Raw genomic sequence first — 18,208 nt, forward strand, 5'->3', positions numbered from 1 at the left:
CATGAGCACGGAACGCGAAGCCAAAGTCTACGTCAACGGAAGTCTCGTGGGGACCCACGAGAATCCCGAACAGCTCGCCGAACAGATCCGGGAGGCGCGTCGCCGCGGAGAGGTCTCCGAGATGGTGAACGTCTCCGTGAAAGACCGCACGGGCGAGGTCATCGTGAACGCGGACGCGGGCCGGGCGCGCCGGCCGCTGCTCGTCGTGGAGAACGGCGAGCCCGCCGTCACCCAGGAGGAGGTCGAGGCCGTGGAGAACGGCGACATCGACTTCGAGGACCTCGTCGAGGCCGGGAAGGTCGAGTTCATCGACGCCGAAGAGGAAGAAGACATCCTCGTCGGCGTCGACGAGGAGGAGCTCACCGAGAACCACACCCACCTCGAGATCGACCCGCAGCTCATCTTCGGCATCGGCGCCGGGATGATTCCGTACCCCGAGCACAACGCCAGCCCCCGCATTACGATGGGGGCGGGGATGATGAAGCAGAGTCTGGGCCTGCCGGCGGCGAACTACCGCATCCGGCCGGACACCCGCCAGCACCTCCTGCACTACCCGCAGAAGGCGATGGTGAACACCCAGACGACCAAACAGATCGGCTACGACGACCGGCCGGCCGGCCAGAACTTCGTCGTCGCCGTGATGTCCTACGAGGGCTTCAACATCGAGGACGCCCTCGTCATGAACAAGGGCTCCGTGGAGCGCGCGCTCTCCCGCTCGCACTTCTTCCGCACGTACGAGGGCGAGGAGCGCCGCTACCCCGGCGGTCAGGAGGACCGCTTCGAGATTCCGGGCGACGACGTGCGGGGCGCTCGCGGCGAGGACGCCTACACGCACCTCGACGACGACGGTCTCGTGAACCCCGAGACGAAAGTCGACGACTCTACCGTCCTGCTGGGGAAGACGAGCCCGCCGCGGTTCCTCGAGGAGCCCGAGGACATGGGTGGCCTCAGCCCGCAGAAGCGCCGCGAGACCTCGGTGACGATGCGCTCGGGCGAGGACGGCATCGTCGACACGGTCACGCTGATGGAGGGCGAGGACGGCTCGAAGCTCGCGAAAGTCTCCGTCCGGGACGAACGCATCCCGGAGCTCGGTGACAAGTTCGCGAGCCGGCACGGCCAGAAGGGCGTCGTCGGCCACCTCGCGCCCCAGGAGGACATGCCGTTCACGCAGGAGGGCGTGGTGCCGGACCTCGTCCTGAACCCGCACGCGCTGCCGTCCCGGATGACGGTCGGTCACGTGCTGGAGATGCTCGGCGGGAAGGCGGGCTCCCTCGACGGGCGGTCCGTCGACGGTACGCCGTTCACCGGCGAGAACGAGGACGAGATCCGGGGCACGCTGGAGGACCGCGGCTTCAAATCCTCCGGGAAGGAGGTCATGTACTCCGGCGTCTCCGGGGAGAAGATCGAGGCCGAGATCTTCGTCGGCACCATCTTCTACCACAAGCTCTACCACATGGTGTCGAACAAGCTCCACGCCCGCTCGAAGGGGCCGGTGCAGGTGCTCACGCGCCAGCCGACCGAGGGCCGCGCCCGCGAGGGTGGGCTGCGAGTCGGCGAGATGGAGCGCGACACCGTCATCGGACACGGCGCCGCGATGGTGCTCAAAGAGCGCCTGCTGGACTCCTCGGACCGCGAGGACGTCCACGTCTGTGGGAACTGCGGCATGACGGCCGTGGAGAACTACGAGCAACGGCGCGTGTACTGTCCGAACTGCGAGGAGGAGACAGACGTACACAACATCGAGATGAGCTACGCGTTCAAGCTCCTGCTCGACGAGATGAAGGCGCTGGGCATCGCGCCGCGCCTCGAACTGGAGGACGCAGTCTGACATGAGTGCAGGACAAGCCCCCAAGGAGATCGGCGAAATCAGCTTCGGGCTGATGGACCCAGAGGAGTACCGCGACATGTCCGCCACGAAGGTCATCACGGCGGACACGTACGACGACGACGGCTTCCCCATCGACATGGGCCTGATGGACCCCCGGCTGGGCGTCATCGACCCCGGTCTGGAGTGCAAGACCTGTGGCCAGCGCTCGGGGAGCTGTAACGGCCACTTCGGCCACATCGAGCTGGCGGCGCCCGTCATCCACGTCGGGTTCTCGAAGCTCATCCGCCGCCTCCTGCGCGGGACGTGCCGGGAGTGCGCGAACCTCCTGCTCACCGAGGAGGAGAAAGACGAGTACCGCGACGACCTCGAACGCACCAAGAGTCTGCGCCAGGACGTCTCCGACGTGATGACGGCGGCCATCCGGGAGGCCCGGAAGAAGGACCACTGCCCGCACTGCGGGGAGGTCCAGTACGACGTCAAACACGAGAAGCCGACGACGTACTACGAGGTCCAGCAGGTGCTGGCCTCGGACTACAGCGAGCGCATCGCAGCGTCGATGCAGCCCGACGAGGACGAGGACGACGCGGGCATCAGCCCCCAGGAGCTCGCCGAGCAGACCGACATCGACATCAGCCGGATCAACGAAATCCTCTCCGGCGAGTTCCGACCGCGGCGCGAGGACCGCGAGGCCATCGAGGCGGCCATCGGCGCGGACCTCACGACCGAGGACATGAACAAGCTGATGCCGTCGGACATCCGGGACTGGTTCGAGGACATCCCCGGCGAGGACCTCGAAGCGCTCGGCGTCGACGCCGAACGCAGCCGACCCGAGTGGATGATTCTGACCGTCCTCCCGGTCCCGCCGGTGACGGCGCGACCCTCCATCACACTGGACAACGGCCAGCGCAGCGAGGACGACCTCACACACAAGCTCGTGGACATCATCCGCATCAACCAGCGGTTCATGGAGAACCGCGAGGCGGGTGCGCCACAGCTCATCATCGAAGACCTCTGGGAGCTGCTGCAGTACCACGTCACGACGTTCATGGACAACGAGATCAGCGGGACGCCGCCGGCGCGACACCGCTCCGGACGTCCGCTGAAGACGCTCTCCCAGCGCCTCAAGGGCAAGGAGGGGCGGTTCCGTGGCAGCCTCTCCGGGAAGCGCGTGAACTTCTCCGCGCGGACCGTCATCTCCCCGGACCCCACCCTCTCGCTGAACGAGGTCGGGGTGCCGGACCGTGTGGCGACCGAGATGACCCAGACGATGGTCGTCAACGAGAAGAACCTCGAGCGGGCGCGACGCTACGTCCGCAACGGCCCCGAGGGTCACCCGGGCGCCAACTACGTCACGCGACCGGACGGCCGGCGCGTGCGCGTCACCGAGAAGGTCTGTGAGGAGCTCGCCGAGCGCGTCGAGCCCGGCTGGGAGGTCCAGCGCCACCTCATCGACGGCGACATCATCATCTTCAACCGGCAGCCGTCGCTGCACCGGATGTCCATCATGGCCCACGAGGTCGTGGTGATGCCGTACAAGACCTTCCGCCTGAACACCGTCGTCTGTCCGCCGTACAACGCCGACTTCGACGGCGACGAGATGAACATGCACGCCCTCCAGAACGAGGAGGCGCGGGCCGAGGCGCGCGTGCTGATGCGCGTCCAGGAGCAGATCCTCTCGCCGCGGTTCGGCGAGAACATCATCGGCGCGATTCAGGACCACATCTCGGGGACGTACCTGCTCACGCACGACAACCCGCAGTTCAACGAGACGCAGGCCTCCGACCTGCTGCGCCAGACCCGCATCGACGAACTCCCCGACCCAGCCGGCATCAGCGAGGACACCGGCGAACCCTACTGGGAGGGGCGCCAGCTGTTCAGCGAGCTGCTTCCCGACGACCTCAACCTCGAGTTCACCGGGACCACCGGCGAGCCGGTCGTCATCGAGGACGGCCAGCTCGTCGAGGGCACCATCGCCGAGGACGAGGTCGGCGGCTTCGGCGGCGAGATCGTGGACACCATCACGAAGGTCCACGGGAACACGCGCGCCCGCATCTTCATCAACGAGGTCGCGGCGCTCGCGATGCGCTCGATCATGCACTTCGGGTTCTCCATCGGTATCGACGACGAGACCGTCTCGGTGGAGGCCCGCGAGCGCATCGACGAGGCCATCCAGTCCGCGTACGACCGCGTCCAGGAGCTCATCGAGACCTACGAGAACGGCGACCTCGAGAGCCTCCCGGGCCGCACGGTCGACGAGACGCTCGAGATGAAGATCATGCAGACGCTCGGCAAGGCCCGCGACTCCGCGGGTGACGTCGCCGAGGAGAACTTCGCCGAGGACAACCCCGCGGTCGTCATGGCGAACTCCGGTGCGCGTGGGTCGATGCTGAACCTCACGCAGATGGCCGGCTGTGTCGGCCAGCAGGCAGTGCGTGGCGAGCGCATCAACCGCGGCTACGAGGACCGAACCCTCTCGCACTTCGAGCCGAACGACCTCTCCAGTGAGGCGCACGGCTTCGTGGAGAACTCCTACACGAGCGGCCTGACGCCCAAGGAGTTCTTCTTCCACGCGATGGGTGGCCGCGAGGGCCTCGTGGACACGGCAGTCCGGACCTCGAAGTCCGGCTACCTGCAGCGCCGGCTCATCAACGCGCTCTCCGAGCTGGAGACCCAGTACGACGGCACCGTTCGGGACACCAGCGACACCATCGTCCAGTTCGAGTTCGGCGAGGACGGCACCAGCCCCGTGCAGGTGTCCTCCGACGACGAGGTCGACATCGACGTCGACCACGTCGCCGACCGCATCCTGAACTCCGAGTTCGACAGCGACGACGAGAAAGCCGAGTTCCTCGGCGTGCAGGAGCCGCCGACGAATCTCTCCGAGCACGGCGCCGCCTGGGAGGTGGAGTCCGATGACTAACTTCGACGTCACGGACGGCGTCCTCGAGGTCATCGAGGACACCGAGCTCCCGCGCCGCCTGAAAGACGAAGTGCTCGCGACCGCCGAGGAGCGCGACGTGACGAAGGGCCAGGCCCGGGAAATCGCGACCGCCGTCGAGGCGCAGTACCTCGACACGCGCGTCGACCCCCTCGACCCGGTCGGGACCGTGAGCGCCCAGTCCATCGGGGAGCCGGGGACGCAGATGACGATGAACACGTTCCACTACGCGGGCGTCGCGGAGATGGACGTCACCCAGGGGCTGCCGCGGCTCATCGAGCTCGTGGACGCCCGGAAGACCCCGGACACGCCGATCATGACCGTATTCCTCGAGGACGAGTTCGGCGAGGAACGCGAGAAAGCCCACGAGGTCGTCTGGGATATCGAGGCGACGAAGATCCTCGCCCTCGGGGACATCTCCACGAACGTCGCGGACATGGTCGTCCGCGTCGACCTCAACGAGGACACGCTCCAGGAGCGGTGGCCGCGCGTCGACTCCACGAACGAGATCGCCGGCGAGGTCGCCGAAACCATCGAGGGCAGTCTCGGCGTGACTGTCACGCAGGACGGCACCGTCCTCGAGTTCGGTCCGAGCGAGCCCTCCTACCGCGAGCTCCTGCAGCTCGTCGAGCAGCTCCGCGACATCGTCTTCAAGGGCATCGAGGACGTCACCCGCGTCGTCATCCGCCGCGAGGAGACCGACGAGGGCGAGGAGTTCGTCCTCTACACCGAAGGGTCGGCGTTCAAGAAGGCCCTCAAGATCGAGGGCGTCGACGCCACCCGGACCTCGTGTAACAACATCCACGAGGTCCACAAGACCCTCGGCATCGAGGCCGCCCGCGAAGCCATCATCGAGGAGACGATGACCACGCTCGAAGAGCAGGGGCTGGACGACGTGAACATCCGCCACCTGATGCTGGTCGCGGACATCATGACCAACGACGGCACCATCCAGTCCATCGGCCGGCACGGTATCTCCGGCAACAAGGACTCCGTGCTCGCGCGTGCCGCGTTCGAGGTCACCGTCAACCACCTGCTCGACGCCGCCGTCCACGGCGAGAGCGACGACCTCGACGGCGTCATCGAGAACGTCATCGTCGGGAAGCCCGTGCGCCTCGGCACCGGCGACGTCGACCTCCGGATGGGCGTCACCGAGTCCGACTAGCGATGACAGTCCGGCTCTCCGACGAGGCGCGCCGCCTCATCGCCGCCTTCGAGGACGAGACCGACGCGACCGCCGTCGACTGCCTCGTCGACGACGACCACGACCGCGTCGTCTACGTCGTCTCCGCGGGCGAGATGGGGTCGGCAATCGGCGAGGGCGGCAGCCGCGTCGAAGAGCTCGAAGCCACGCTCGGCCGCAGCGTCGTCCTCGTCGAGGACGCGCCCACCCCCGAGGGCTTCGTCGCGAACGCCCTCTCCCCGGCTGCGGTGTACAACGTCACCATCAGCGAGAACGACACCACGGTCGCGTACGCCGAGGTCGCCCACGACGACAAGGGCGTCGCCATCGGCACCGGCGGCAAGAACATCGAGACCGCCAAAGAGCTGGCCGACCGCCACTACGGCATCGACGACATCCAGCTTACCTAGTACCGTTCACCTCGTACCTTTTGCGCTGCGCTCGGTCGCTACACTCCCTCGCTCGGCAAAAGCTACGCTAAAAGCTTCCTCGCTCCCGTTGGTCGCTCGTCAGCCCGCGCTCCCTGGCTCACGGCTTCGCCGTTCGCGCAGACCGAGGCGCTTCGCACCTCGCGCCGGTCGCGCGGTGAACGGCTTCGCTCGGGTTCTGTCGAACCGCTCGCTCGCCGATGCTCAGCAGCCGGTTGGTCGATCCGTGTGGCAAGCATCCGGCGACCGAGTGGTCCGAAGGACCCGGACGGTCGCCGGTTCACCGCGCCACAGGCGCGGGCGACGAGAACCCCTGAAGCGAGGTTCGACGGCGCTTTTGACCGAGCTTTTGCCGAGCGGGCGGCGTCAGCCGCTCGCGAAGTGCAAAAGGTCGGGCTTAAGTGCCTCCGTGGGATATTCGGCTGTATGACGAACGGCAAGTACGCCGCTCGCAAACTCAAGAAGGACCGCCAGAAGCGCCGGTGGTCCGATTCGGAGTACGCGCGGCGAGAGCGGGGGCTGGGCAAGAAGTCCGACCCCCTCGAGGGAGCCCCGCAGGGGCGTGGCATCGTACTAGAGAAGGTCGGCATCGAAGCGAAGCAGCCGAACTCCGCGATCCGGAAGTGCGTTCGGGTGCAGCTCATCAAGAACGGGAAGCAGGTCACCGCGTTCTGTCCCGGTGACGGCGCCATCTCGTTCATCGACGAGCACGACGAGGTCACCATCGCCGGTATCGGTGGGGCGAAGGGTCGTGCGATGGGCGACCTCTCCGGTGTGAACTACAAGGTCGAGAAGGTCAACGGCGTGAGCCTCATCGAACTGGTTCGCGGGAACGCTGAGAAGCCGGTGCGATAACACATGAGTGAGGACGAAGCCCCCGAGCCGGACGCCCCGGCCGGGACCGACGACAAGGAGATGGCCGCGAACGCGAAGCTGTTCGGCAAGTGGGACGTCACCGACATCCACTACGAGGACCCGAGCACGCGACGCTACCTCGCCGTGACGCCCGTCGCACACACGATGGGTCGCCACGCCCAGAAGCAGTTCAAGAAGAGCGAGCTGTCCATCGTGGAGCGGCTCGCGAACCGTCTGATGAAGACGGGCGCGAACGCAGGGAAGAAACAGCAGGCCCTGAACATCGTTCAGGACGCGTTCGACATCGTGCACGAGCGCACGGACGAGAACCCGATTCAGGTGCTCGTGAGCGCGGTGGAGAACGCCGCGCCCCGGGAGGAGACCGTCCGCCTGAAGTACGGTGGCATCTCCGTCCCGCAGGCCGTCGACACGGCGCCCCAGCGCCGCATCGACCAGGCCCTGAAGTTCCTCGCGGACGGCGCACACTCGTCGTCGTTCAAGACGCCGACGGACGCTGCCGAGGCGCTGGCGAACCAGCTCGTCGGCGCGGCCGACTACAACGTCCAGACGTACGCAATCGGGCAGAAAGAAGAGAAGGAACGCGTCGCTGCCGCGGCACGCTGACGCAGGCAGTTCTCGTTTCTCGCCGAGCCGGGTTCGCCTTCGCGTGATTCCGCTTGGCGCGCTCTCGACCGACCAGCACTGCGTCCGCGAGTAGGCGTCGAGGTGGCGCCAGCGGTGGTCCAGTAGTGGTGCCGGTGGCGACGACGCTATCGTACCTGAAAACAGTTAACGGTGGCCTGACGTACTGGTCGTGTATGCGCAGTGACCGCCGTTCGTTCCTCGCGTCCGTTGGGCTGGCCGGGCTGGCAGGCGTCGCCGGCTGCCTGTCTCAGGGGGACTCCGACGAGGCGACGCCCTCCGAGACGGAGCCGCCGCAGACGCCAGTGGAGCCAGTCGACGACGAACAGTACGACCTCTCGGTCACGCACGACGTCGAGAACTGGGCGGCCTACGACCCCGACTGGTCGCATCCCGTGGACGCACCGAACCGCGACGTCGAGGTGGAGACTGTGGTGGACGGGCTCGCCGTGCCCTGGGATCTGGCGTTCGCACCGAACGGCGACCTGTTCATCAGTGAGCGACCCGGCCAGATACTCCGGTACGAGTCGGGGACCGTCGAGGCCGTGGCGTCGCCCGACGACATCGTCGAGAAGAGCGCCATCGACGACGACGAGGACGGCGACTGGTGGTCGACTGGTGGCGAGGGCGGTCTGATGGGCATCGCCGTCCACCCGGATTATCCGGACGTGCCGCTGGTGTACGCGTTCTACACGTACACGGACCCGTCAGACAGCGACAACCGACTGAACAAGCTCGTCTACTACGACGTGAGCACCGGGGAGCCATCGCCGACGACGCTCGTCGACGAGATTCCCGGCCGGAAGTGGCACAACGGCTCTCGCATCGCGTTCGGGCCGGCGAACCACCTCTGGGTGACGACCGGTGACGCCGGGAAGCCGGGGCTGGCACAGGACCCGTCGTCGCTGGCGGGGAAGATTCTGCGACTGAACCCGGACGGGACCGCGCCCGACGACAACCCCGACCTCGGCGGGGACCCGCGAGTGTACACGTACGGCCACCGGAACCCGCAGGGAATCACGTTCACGCCGGACGCGACGCCAGTGGAGAACGAGCACGGCCCGAGCAGGCACGACGAGGTGAACGTCCTGACGGCGGGCGGGAACTACGGCTGGGACGTCGAGGGCGAGCGGGCGCGCACGGCGGACACGTACGCGGGCACGGACTTCGTGCGCCCGGTCGTGAACACGACCGACGAGACGTGGGCGCCGTCAGGGTCGGTGTTCTACACGGGCGACGCGGTGCCGTCGTGGCAGAACCGCCTGATCGTGAGCGGGCTCATCTCCCAGCGCATCAACGTCGTCACGCTCTACCCGGCGGACGGCGAGGTGCCGTCGACGGCGAACGGCGGCCAGCGCTTCGACGCGGACTGGCTGCACGACGAGTACAGCGCCGTCCACCACACCGTCCTCGAGGACGAACTGGGACGCATCCGGCACGTCGAGCAGGGGCCCGACGGCGCGCTGTACGCGCTGACGTCGAACCGGGACGGGCGCTCCGACGAGTTCCCCGTCGACGGCGACGACCGGCTGGTGCGCATCACGCCGGCCTGAGCGCCGCGACCGGCGGACCAGCCGTCAGTCGGCAGCGGGGCCCGTGGTGGTGTCGTGGGTGTCGACGTACTCGCGGATGACGTCGACGAGCCCGCGGCGGCACTCGCTCTCGTCGGGGTCGCTGCCGAGGCCGACGAACCGCTGACGGAACGCCTCGACGTCGACGCCGGGGGCGTCCTGACCGGCGGCGTGCGCGAGGTCGTACAGCCGGTGGTCGGCCGGGAGGGCGTCGTGGCGTTCGAGCAACGCGATGGCGAACGCGGCGTTGACGGCGGTCATCGACGGGTCGGCGCCGGCCGTGAGGCGCTGGCCGGCCTGCTGTCGGCCGACCGGCTGGTCGGCGACGGCGGCCGCGAGCTCGGACTCGAGGAACGACCGGAGTTTGTCCGTCGGCCCGACCGAGAGCGTGATGTCGTCGGCGTAGATGTCCTTGACGTGGTTGGCGATCTGGTAGCAGTGCGTGAGGACGCGGCGTTCGACCTCGCGGCCCGTGAGCGCGAGGAACAGCACTTCGTCCATCGAGAGCGTGTGGCTGGGGTGGTCGCGCTCGTGGCGGTGCATGTGGGCGAACTCGTGGAGCGCGAGTTCGCGCGCCATCGCGGACGTGGCGGCCTGCCGGGAGATGTTGAGAACGTGGTGGTCGTCGTGGTGGCCGGCCCACGTGCGCTCGTCCGGGTTCTCGCGGACGCGGACCTCGACGGGGCGGTCGAGGTCGTGGCTCGTCTCGAAGACGTCGCGGGCGCCGAGAAAGGGGGCAGCCGGGCCGGCGCCGGTCACGCGCAACTCCATGATACTTCTTGACAGGGGAGTGGCGGCAAAGACTCTTGCGACCGCAGCAGCCCCCGCTGTAGCCGCGCGAGCCGAGCAGCGAAAACAACAGTTCCAGCGTTGATAGCTGGTTACTAACCTATATCCGAGAGGAGCCGACAACCGCGGAGCAATGGTCGGGGACACACTGGGGGACTGGGTCGGGCGGAAGTACAGCCGCCGAATCGGGGCGGCGCTGGCGGCGACGCTCGGTGCGACGCTGGCGTTCGCTGGCGTGTTCGGCGCGAACGCAGCGTGGGGGGAGGGGACCGGGCTGACAGCGCTGTCGGCGACCACCTTCGTGGTCACGCTCCACCTCGGGCTGCTGGGCATCGTGCTCGCGGGGAACGCCAGCGTCGAACTCCGCCGGCTCACCGAGGCGGCGGACGCGATCGAGTCGGGAGACTTCGACGCCAGCCCGGCGGTCGCCCGGAACGACGAGTTCGGGCGGCTGGCCGACGGCTTCGACGCGATGCGGGTGTCGCTCCGGGAGGCGTTCGCCGACGCCGAGCAGGCACAGGCAGAGGCGGAGGACGCCCGCGAACGGGCCGAACAGGCCCGCGAGGACGCCGAGTCCGCGCGAGCGGACGCAGAACGCCGCAACGAGGTGTTGCTGGAGAGCGCCGACGAGATCGGTGCGGCGATGACGGCGGCCGCCGACGGCGACTTCACGCACCGACTGGACGGCGACCGCGACGTCGACGCCATCGAGCGCATCGCGGCGGCCTACGAGGAGATGGCCGTCGGGCTGTCCGGCACCGTCGAGGAGGTGCTTGACTTCGCTTCGGCCGTCGAGTCGGCCAGCGAGGCCGTCGCCGAGGACGCTGCCGACGTCGAACGACAGCACGCGTCGCTGGCAGCCGACATCCGCGAGCTCGCCGACGACATCGAGTCGCAGGCCGACCAGCTCGACCGGGTCGTGTCGGAGGCGGACAGCCTCGCGGCGACCATCGAGGAGGTAGCGGCGACGACCGACGAGGTGGCCGAGCGCGCCAGCGAGGCGTCGGCGGCGGGCGACACGGGCGCACAGCGGGCGACCGACGCCGTCGACGCAATCGAGGAGATCGAGGACGTCGTCGGCGAACTCGCCGTGCTCGTCGGCACCCTCGACGAGCGGATGGACGACGTCGCGGCGACGACGGACATCATCGACGACATCGCCGAGCAGACGAACATGCTCGCGCTGAACGCGAACATCGAAGCGGCGCGCGCCGACCAGGACGGCGACGGCTTCGCCGTCGTCGCCGACGAGGTGCGGGCGCTCGCGGCGGAGACCCAGGACGCCATCGACGAGATCTCGGGGACCGTCGCGGACGCTCGCAGCGACGTCGACGAGGTCACGGAGAAGATGGAGACCGCCAGCGGACAGATATACACGAGCGTGTCGACGGTGAACGAGACCGGCGACACCATCCAGAACCTCACCGACACTGTCGACGAGGTCGACACTGCGATGGGGGACATCGCCGACGCCGCCGACGACGGCGCGGCGGCCACCGAGGAGGTCGCGGCGTCGGTCTCGGACGTCAGCGAGCGCGCCGTCGAGGTGGCAGAGCAGGCCGACCGGCTCGCGGCGACGGCCGACGACACCGCCGACACGATGGCCGACGTCCGCGAACGGGCGGACGGGCTCGTCGGCCGGACGGCCGAACTGCAGGCGGCGCTGTCGTCGTTCGAGACGCGAGACGTGGCCGACGACACCGGCACCGAGGGGATGGACATGGCGAGCAGAACGGCCGTCGACGCACCCGTGGGTGACGACGATGATTAGTGAGACCGTCGTCCACGCGGCGACAGCAGCAGTGTACGTCGTCGCTACCGTGGGCTGTCTCCGGTACCTCCGGCGGGCGGACGAAGCACACCAGCAGTACCTCCGGCTCGCAACGTTGCCGATCGTCGTCGGTGCCGTCTCGAGCGCCCTCCTGGCGCTCGGAGTGGGGTTCGCCGTCGTCAACGGCTACGAGCTCACGCTTCCGGCGATCCTCAGTGACTCCGTAGCGTACCCGGTGCTGTGGGTCGTCACCGCGATGCTGGCCGACGTCGACGACCGGCTGCTCGCGTTCGCCGCCGTGGTTCCGTTCGTGCAAGTGCTGGCGTTCTGGGCATCACCGGTCTACGGTGGGCTGGTGGCGCTCGCCAGTGTCGCGGTGGTCGTCGGTAGCCACGTTCTGCTGGCCGTGGTGTTCCGCGGCCGCATCTGGGCGGCGAGCAGCAGCGTCGCCGAGGAACGCCGGCTGCTCCACTGGAAGGCTCGGAACCTCCTGCTGTTCCTCATCGGGATGCTCATCGCGTTCGCGTTCCTCTCGGTCGCAGGTGCGTTCGACGACTTCGGGACACTCGTCATAGACCAGTACATCTCGGTGCTGATTCGCATCGGATTCGTCGGATTCCTGTTCGCGAACGTCGACGCGCTGGGCACTGTCACCGATGCCGCCACGACGGCGGCTGTCGGTCGGGACACCACCGCGGCCGACGACGACTGACCCGGTCACACCACACGCCGGGACGCACCGAACCGGCCCACGCCCCGAACCGGTCGTGTTCCGGAGTGACACTGCGTGTCTCGGGGTGCCGTAGTACCGGCAAAGCACTATCCTTTTGAACCCGCTGGCAGTATGAATGTCCAATGGGCCGACGAAAGAAGATTGTCGAACAGTGCGAACGGCTGATGGACAACCCGGAACAGATCCGGAACATCGCTATCGCCGCGCACGTCGACCACGGCAAGACCACCCTGACGGACAACCTGCTCGCTGGGGCAGGGATGATCTCGGAGGACACCGCCGGCGAACAGCTGGCGATGGACACCGAGGAGGACGAACAGGAGCGCGGCATCACCATCGACGCCGCGAACGTCTCCATGACCCACGAGTACGAGGGCAAAGACCACCTCATCAACCTCATCGACACGCCGGGCCACGTCGACTTCGGCGGTGACGTGACCCGTGCGATGCGCGCCGTCGACGGCGCTCTCGTCGTCGTGGACGCCGTCGAGGGCGCGATGCCCCAGACGGAGACGGTCGTCCGGCAGGCGCTCCGCGAGGGCGTCAAGCCGACGCTGTTCATCAACAAGGTCGACCGCCTCATCTCGGAGCTCCAGGAGGGCCCCGAGGAGATGCAGGAGCGCCTGCTCTCGGTCATCGGCGACGTCAACGAGCTCATCCGCGGGATGACCGAGGAGAAAGACGACATCGAGGACTGGACGGTCTCCGTCGAGGAGGGCACCGTCGCGTTCGGTTCCGCGCTCTACAAGTGGGGCGTCTCGATGCCGTCGATGCAGCGCACCGGCATGGACTTCGGCGAAATCATCGACCTCGAGCGCGCCGACAAGCGCCAGGAGCTCCACGAGAAGACGCCGCTGTCGGACGTCGTGCTCGACATGGTCGCCGAGCACTTCCCGAACCCCATCGACGCGCAGCCCCGCCGTATCCCCACCGTCTGGCGTGGCGACGCCGACTCCGAGATCGCGGAGTCGATGCGCCTGGTCGACGAGGACGGCGAAGTCGTCCTGATGGTCACCGACATCGGTGTGGACCCGCACGCCGGCGAGATCGCCGCTGGGCGCGTGTTCTCCGGGACCCTCGAGAAGGGCCAGGAGCTGTACGTCTCCGGCACCGCCGGGAAGAACCGCGTGCAGAGCGTGGGCATCTACATGGGTGGCGAGCGCGAGGAGGTCGACGAAGTCCCCGCCGGGAACATCGCCGCCGTCACCGGCCTCAAGGACGCCATCGCCGGCTCCACCGTCTCCAGCGTGGAGATGACGCCGTTCGAGTCCATCGACCACATCTCCGAGCCGGTCATCACGAAGTCCATCGAGGCACAGAACATGGACGACCTGCCGAAGCTCATCGAGACGCTGCGACAGGTCTCCAAGGAGGACCCCACGATCTCCATCGAGATCAACGAGGACACTGGCGAGCACCTGATCTCGGGGCAGGGCGAACTCCACCTGGAAGTCCAGACCCAGCGCATCGAGCGCAACCAGGGCATCCCGGTCACGACCGGTGAGCCGATCGTCGTCTACCGCGAGACGCCGACCAGCGACTCCCAGGAGGTCGAGGGTGTCTCCCCGAACCGCCACAACAAGTTCTACATCACCATCGAGCAGCTCGGCGACGAGGTGCTCGAGCAGCTCCGCCTCGGCGAGGTGTCGATGGACATGCCCGAGCAGGAGCGCCGCGAGGTCCTGCAGGAGGCCGGCATGGACAAGGAGACCTCCCAGGACGTCGAGAACATCATCGGCCGCAACATCTTCATCGACGACACGAAAGGTATCCAGCACCTGAACGAGACGATGGAGCTGGTCGTCGACGGCCTCACCGACTCGCTCGAGGACGGCCCGCTTGCCGCCGAGCCGGTCGAGGGTGCGCTCATCCGCCTGCACGACGCGCGCCTCCACGAGGACGCCATCCACCGCGGTCCGGCACAGGTCATCCCGGCGACTCGAGACGCGGTCCACCGAGCGCTCATCGACGCCGACATCCGCCTGCTCGAGCCGATTCAGGACGTCCGCATCGACGTCCCGTCCGAGCACATGGGCGCCGCGTCCGGCGAGATTCAGGGTCGCCGTGGCCGCGTCGACGACATGTACCAGGAGGGCGACCTCATGGTCGTGGAGGGCATCGCGCCCGTCGACGAGATGATCGGCTTCTCCAGTGACATCCGCTCGGCCACCGAGGGTCGGGCGTCCTGGAACACGGAGAACGCCGGCTTCCGCGTCATGGCCGACAACCTCCAGCGCGAGATCATCACGGAGATCCGCGAGCGCAAGGGCATGAAGACGGAACTGCCCGGGAGCATCGACCACTTCTAGACCGTTCCCGTCTCCACGGTTCTCTGCGGCGCTCTCCGTTCGCTGCATCGTTTTCGTACTGGCCAGCTACTTGCTCTGTGAACGCCGGCAGGAGTTGACCCGGCCGAAGGCTTATACCGGACGGCCGCCGGAGAGAGGGGTATGCTCGCAGGCAGGCGCGCCACGAGTCGCGGAGTCGGCACGGAGCGACCGCAGTCTCGCTCGCGGCCGACAACAATTATTGTCGGAGCGCGCGCGCCCGCCTCGGGGGTGGCGTCGCGGTGAGCGAGCCCGCGAACCGCACGCACACGCTCCGGCTGGAGCTCGTCGACGAGCCCGGGGAGCTGTTGCGCGCGCTCGCCCCCATCGCCGAGAACGGCGGGAACCTCCTGTCGATATTCCACGAGCGCGGGTCGCTGACGCCGCGCGGCCGCATCCCCGTGGAGGTCGACCTGGAGTGTCCGCCGAAACAGTTCGAGGACGTGGTCGGGGCGCTCCGGGACGCCGGCGTCACCGTCATCGCGGCGGACGCCGAACACTACGGGGAGGCGGTGACCGTGTTGCTGGTCGGTGACCTCGTCGCGTCGGACCTCTCCGGCGTGCTGGCGTCCGTCGAGGAGTGCGGGGCGGCGTCGGTCGTGGACTTCACGCTGACCGACGAGCCCGGCGTGGACGACGAAGCCAGCGCCCGGCTTCGGCTCGCCGTCGAGGCTGGCGGCGCCGGCGACGCGCTGGCGACCGTCCGCGACGTGGCGGCCGAGAAAGACCTGCACGTGGTCGAGCCGCTCGTGGGGGACGCATGAAGCTCGCAGTGCTGGGCGCCGGTGCGGTCGGCCGCGCGGTCGTCGACCTCGCCGCCGAGTACGGCCACACCGTGACGGCGGTGGCGGACTCCGGGAGCGCAGTCGTCGATGGCGACGGCGTCGACTCCGAAGCGGTGCTCGCACGCAAGCGCGACGAGGGCGTGGTCGGGGACGGCGACCCGGCGCACGCGCTGTCGGCCGACTACGACGTGCTCGTCGAGGCGACACCGACCACGCTCGGGGACGCCGAACCCGGCTTCGGGCACGTCCGTGGCGCACTCGAGACCGACCGACACGTCGTCCTCGCGAACAAGGGGCCGGTGGCGGAGCGCTACGACGACGTGCGCGCGCTCGCAGACGAGAGCGCGGGCAGCCTGCGGTTCGAGGCGACGGTCGGCGGCGCGATTCCCGTGCTGGCGACCGTCGAGGGCGTCGGCCCGAGCCGCGTGAACGCCGCCCGCGGCGTCCTGAACGGTACGGCGAACTTCGTGCTCTCGCGGATGGCCGCCGAGGGCCTCGAGTACGAGCACGTGCTCGCGGAAGCCCAGGACCTCGGGGTGGCGGAGGCCGACCCGACGTTCGACGTCGACGGGACCGACGCCGCACTGAAGTGTGCGATTCTCGCGAACGTGCTCCACGACGGCGGGTACAGCCTCGCGGACGTCGACGTGGACGGCATCACGTCGATTCCGCCGTCGGCGCTCGACCTCGCCGCCGAGGAGGGCCGGACAGTCCGGCTGGTCGGCGAAGTCACCGCTGACGGCGTCCGGGTCGGGCCACGGCTCGTCCCCGAACACGGCACGCTGGCGGTGACCGGGACGACGAACATCGTCCAGCTGGAGACCGAGCACGCCGGCCGCCTGAACCTCTCCGGGCAGGGCGCCGGCGGTGCAGCGACGGCGTCGGCGGTGCTGGCCGACGTCGACCGGCTGCCGTGACAGCCGGTGGTAGTCACGTACTAACCGGATGACGACCCCCACCCCCGATTCGTGCTAGGTGTTCTCACTAACCCCCAGACGGCGGCGAGGAACTGCTGAGCACGTACCGAAATGGTTTTAGTGCGAACTGCCGAATGATTCCCACAGAGCGCGCCTTTCGCGCGATACTAGACAATGAGCGACGAACGACACCAGAACCTGGCCGTCATCGGCCACGTCGACCACGGCAAGAGCACGATGGTCGGGCGCCTCCTCTACGAAACGGGGAGCGTACCCGAGCACGTCATCGAACAGCACAAAGAAGAAGCGGAGGAGAAGGGCAAGGGTGGCTTCGAGTTCGCCTACGTCATGGACAACCTCGCCGAAGAGCGTGAGCGAGGCGTCACCATCGACATCGCCCACCAGGAGTTCAGCACCGACGAGTACGAGTTCACTATCGTCGACTGTCCTGGCCACCGCGACTTCGTGAAGAACATGATTACCGGTGCGTCCCAGGCCGACAACGCCGTCCTCGTCGTCGCAGCCGACGACGGCGTCGCGCCCCAGACACGAGAGCACGTCTTCCTCTCGCGGACGCTCGGTATCGACGAACTCATCGTCGCCGTCAACAAGATGGACATCGTCGACTACGACGAGTCCAAGTACAACGAAGTTGTGTCCGGCGTCAAGGATCTCTTCGGTCAGGTCGGCTTCAACCCCGACGACGCGAAGTTCATCGCGACCTCCGCGTTCGAGGGCGACAACGTCTCCGACCACTCCGACAACACTCCCTGGTACGACGGCCCGACCCTGCTCGAGGCCCTCAACGACCTGCCGGAGCCGCAGCCGCCGACGGACGCGCCGCTGCGCCTCCCGATCCAGGACGTCTACACCATCTCCGGCATCGGTACCGTCCCCGTCGGACGGCTCGAGACCGGTGTCATGAACATCGGCGACAACGTCAGCTTCCAGCCGAGCGACGTCGGTGGCGAGGTCAAGACCATCGAGATGCACCACGAGGAAGTGCCGAAGGCCGAGCCCGGTGACAACGTCGGGTTCAACGTCCGCGGCATCGGCAAGGACGACATCCGCCGTGGCGACGTCTGTGGCCCGGCCGACGACCCGCCGTCGGTCGCCGAGACGTTCCAGGCGCAGGTCGTCGTCATGCAGCACCCGTCAGTCATCACGGCTGGCTACACGCCGGTCTTCCACGCGCACACCGCGCAGGTCGCGTGTACGATCGAGTCCATCGACAAGAAGATGGACCCGTCCTCCGGCGAGACTCAGGAGGAGAACCCCGACTTCATCCAGTCCGGCGACGCTGCGGTCGTCACCGTGCGCCCGCAGAAGCCGCTCAGCCTCGAGCCGTCCTCCGAGATTCCGGAACTCGGCTCCTTCGCCGTGCGCGACATGGGTCAGACCATCGCCGCCGGCAAGGTCCTGAGCGTCGACGAAGCCTAAT

Annotated in this window: 14 protein-coding genes; 13 read left to right on the forward strand and 1 reads right to left on the reverse strand. The window is 67.9% G+C overall.

From position 1 onward, the window contains the following. The first annotated feature begins 1 nt into the window (after position 1). The 7 genes from rpoB (at position 2) to LT971_RS10435 (ending at position 9,427) form a co-directional block, all read left to right on the forward strand. On the forward strand, positions 2-1,828 hold the full coding sequence (gene rpoB, locus LT971_RS10405) for a DNA-directed RNA polymerase subunit B (RefSeq protein WP_237006859.1): 1,827 nt from the start codon (positions 2-4) through the stop codon (positions 1,826-1,828). Between the two features lies 1 nt (position 1,829). Then, positions 1,830-4,748, forward strand: coding sequence for a DNA-directed RNA polymerase subunit A' (locus tag LT971_RS10410; protein WP_237006860.1), 2,919 nt, complete (start codon positions 1,830-1,832; stop codon positions 4,746-4,748). After that, on the forward strand, positions 4,741-5,931 hold the full coding sequence (gene rpoA2, locus LT971_RS10415; protein ID WP_237006861.1) for a DNA-directed RNA polymerase subunit A'': 1,191 nt from the start codon (positions 4,741-4,743) through the stop codon (positions 5,929-5,931). Before LT971_RS10410 ends, rpoA2 begins: the two co-directional genes overlap by 8 nt. Positions 5,932-5,933: 2 nt before the next feature. Next, positions 5,934-6,359, forward strand: a complete 426-nt coding sequence (locus tag LT971_RS10420; protein WP_237006862.1) for a NusA-like transcription termination signal-binding factor — start codon at positions 5,934-5,936, stop codon at positions 6,357-6,359. Between the two features lie 444 nt (positions 6,360-6,803). Further along, positions 6,804-7,232, forward strand: a complete 429-nt coding sequence (locus tag LT971_RS10425) for a 30S ribosomal protein S12 (RefSeq protein ID WP_089668734.1) — start codon at positions 6,804-6,806, stop codon at positions 7,230-7,232. Between the two features lie 3 nt (positions 7,233-7,235). Continuing rightward, positions 7,236-7,856, forward strand: a complete 621-nt coding sequence (locus LT971_RS10430; RefSeq protein WP_237006863.1) for a 30S ribosomal protein S7 — start codon at positions 7,236-7,238, stop codon at positions 7,854-7,856. 194 nt (positions 7,857-8,050) lie between these two features. Next, positions 8,051-9,427, forward strand: coding sequence for a PQQ-dependent sugar dehydrogenase (locus LT971_RS10435; RefSeq protein ID WP_237006864.1), 1,377 nt, complete (start codon positions 8,051-8,053; stop codon positions 9,425-9,427). Between the two features lie 24 nt (positions 9,428-9,451). Here the strand turns inward: LT971_RS10435 and LT971_RS10440 are convergent, their stop codons facing one another. After that, the gene (locus tag LT971_RS10440) at positions 9,452-10,216 is read right to left on the reverse strand and encodes a DUF5781 family protein (protein ID WP_237006865.1); all 765 of its coding nucleotides are present in this window, start codon (positions 10,214-10,216) and stop codon (positions 9,452-9,454) included. 151 nt (positions 10,217-10,367) lie between these two features. On the opposite strand from LT971_RS10440, the gene LT971_RS10445 reads away from it, so the two are divergent. The 6 genes from LT971_RS10445 (at position 10,368) to tuf (ending at position 18,207) form a co-directional block, all read left to right on the forward strand. Beyond that, on the forward strand, positions 10,368-12,005 hold the full coding sequence (locus tag LT971_RS10445) for a methyl-accepting chemotaxis protein (protein WP_237006866.1): 1,638 nt from the start codon (positions 10,368-10,370) through the stop codon (positions 12,003-12,005). Continuing rightward, entirely contained in the window at positions 11,998-12,717 is a 720-nt protein-coding gene (locus LT971_RS10450) for a bacteriorhodopsin (RefSeq protein ID WP_237006867.1), read from the forward strand. Before LT971_RS10445 ends, LT971_RS10450 begins: the two co-directional genes overlap by 8 nt. A 143-nt stretch (positions 12,718-12,860) precedes the next feature. Then, on the forward strand, positions 12,861-15,047 hold the full coding sequence (locus tag LT971_RS10455; RefSeq protein WP_237006868.1) for an elongation factor EF-2: 2,187 nt from the start codon (positions 12,861-12,863) through the stop codon (positions 15,045-15,047). A gap of 260 nt (positions 15,048-15,307) precedes the next feature. Next, positions 15,308-15,829 (forward strand): amino acid-binding protein, encoded by a 522-nt coding sequence (locus tag LT971_RS10460; protein WP_237006869.1) that lies wholly within the window; start codon positions 15,308-15,310, stop codon positions 15,827-15,829. Then, a complete protein-coding gene (locus LT971_RS10465) occupies positions 15,826-16,767 on the forward strand; it encodes a homoserine dehydrogenase (protein ID WP_237006870.1) in 942 nt (313 codons plus the stop codon). The genes LT971_RS10460 and LT971_RS10465 overlap by 4 nt, the downstream gene beginning before the upstream one ends. Positions 16,768-16,941: 174 nt before the next feature. After that, positions 16,942-18,207, forward strand: coding sequence for a translation elongation factor EF-1 subunit alpha (gene tuf, locus LT971_RS10470; RefSeq protein ID WP_237006871.1), 1,266 nt, complete (start codon positions 16,942-16,944; stop codon positions 18,205-18,207). Position 18,208: the final 1 nt, after the last annotated feature.

Source organism: Halobacterium rubrum (assembly GCF_021729015.1).
Classification (GTDB): domain Archaea; phylum Halobacteriota; class Halobacteria; order Halobacteriales; family Halobacteriaceae; genus Halobacterium; species Halobacterium rubrum.

What these genes read in the sequence shown, in the direction of transcription:
- rpoB (WP_237006859.1), top strand. Translation starts at nt 2, where the DNA reads ATGAGCACGGAACGCGAAGCCAAAGTCTACGTCAACGGAAGTCTCGTG.
- LT971_RS10465 (WP_237006870.1), top strand. Translation starts at nt 15,826, where the DNA reads ATGAAGCTCGCAGTGCTGGGCGCCGGTGCGGTCGGCCGCGCGGTCGTC.
- LT971_RS10455 (WP_237006868.1), top strand. Translation starts at nt 12,861, where the DNA reads ATGGGCCGACGAAAGAAGATTGTCGAACAGTGCGAACGGCTGATGGAC.
- LT971_RS10420 (WP_237006862.1), top strand. Translation starts at nt 5,934, where the DNA reads ATGACAGTCCGGCTCTCCGACGAGGCGCGCCGCCTCATCGCCGCCTTC.
- tuf (WP_237006871.1), top strand. Translation starts at nt 16,942, where the DNA reads ATGAGCGACGAACGACACCAGAACCTGGCCGTCATCGGCCACGTCGAC.
- LT971_RS10445 (WP_237006866.1), top strand. Translation starts at nt 10,368, where the DNA reads ATGGTCGGGGACACACTGGGGGACTGGGTCGGGCGGAAGTACAGCCGC.
- LT971_RS10450 (WP_237006867.1), top strand. Translation starts at nt 11,998, where the DNA reads ATGATTAGTGAGACCGTCGTCCACGCGGCGACAGCAGCAGTGTACGTC.
- LT971_RS10430 (WP_237006863.1), top strand. Translation starts at nt 7,236, where the DNA reads ATGAGTGAGGACGAAGCCCCCGAGCCGGACGCCCCGGCCGGGACCGAC.
- LT971_RS10435 (WP_237006864.1), top strand. Translation starts at nt 8,051, where the DNA reads ATGCGCAGTGACCGCCGTTCGTTCCTCGCGTCCGTTGGGCTGGCCGGG.
- LT971_RS10410 (WP_237006860.1), top strand. Translation starts at nt 1,830, where the DNA reads ATGAGTGCAGGACAAGCCCCCAAGGAGATCGGCGAAATCAGCTTCGGG.
- LT971_RS10425 (WP_089668734.1), top strand. Translation starts at nt 6,804, where the DNA reads ATGACGAACGGCAAGTACGCCGCTCGCAAACTCAAGAAGGACCGCCAG.
- LT971_RS10440 (WP_237006865.1), bottom strand. Translation starts at nt 10,216, where the DNA reads ATGGAGTTGCGCGTGACCGGCGCCGGCCCGGCTGCCCCCTTTCTCGGC.
- rpoA2 (WP_237006861.1), top strand. Translation starts at nt 4,741, where the DNA reads ATGACTAACTTCGACGTCACGGACGGCGTCCTCGAGGTCATCGAGGAC.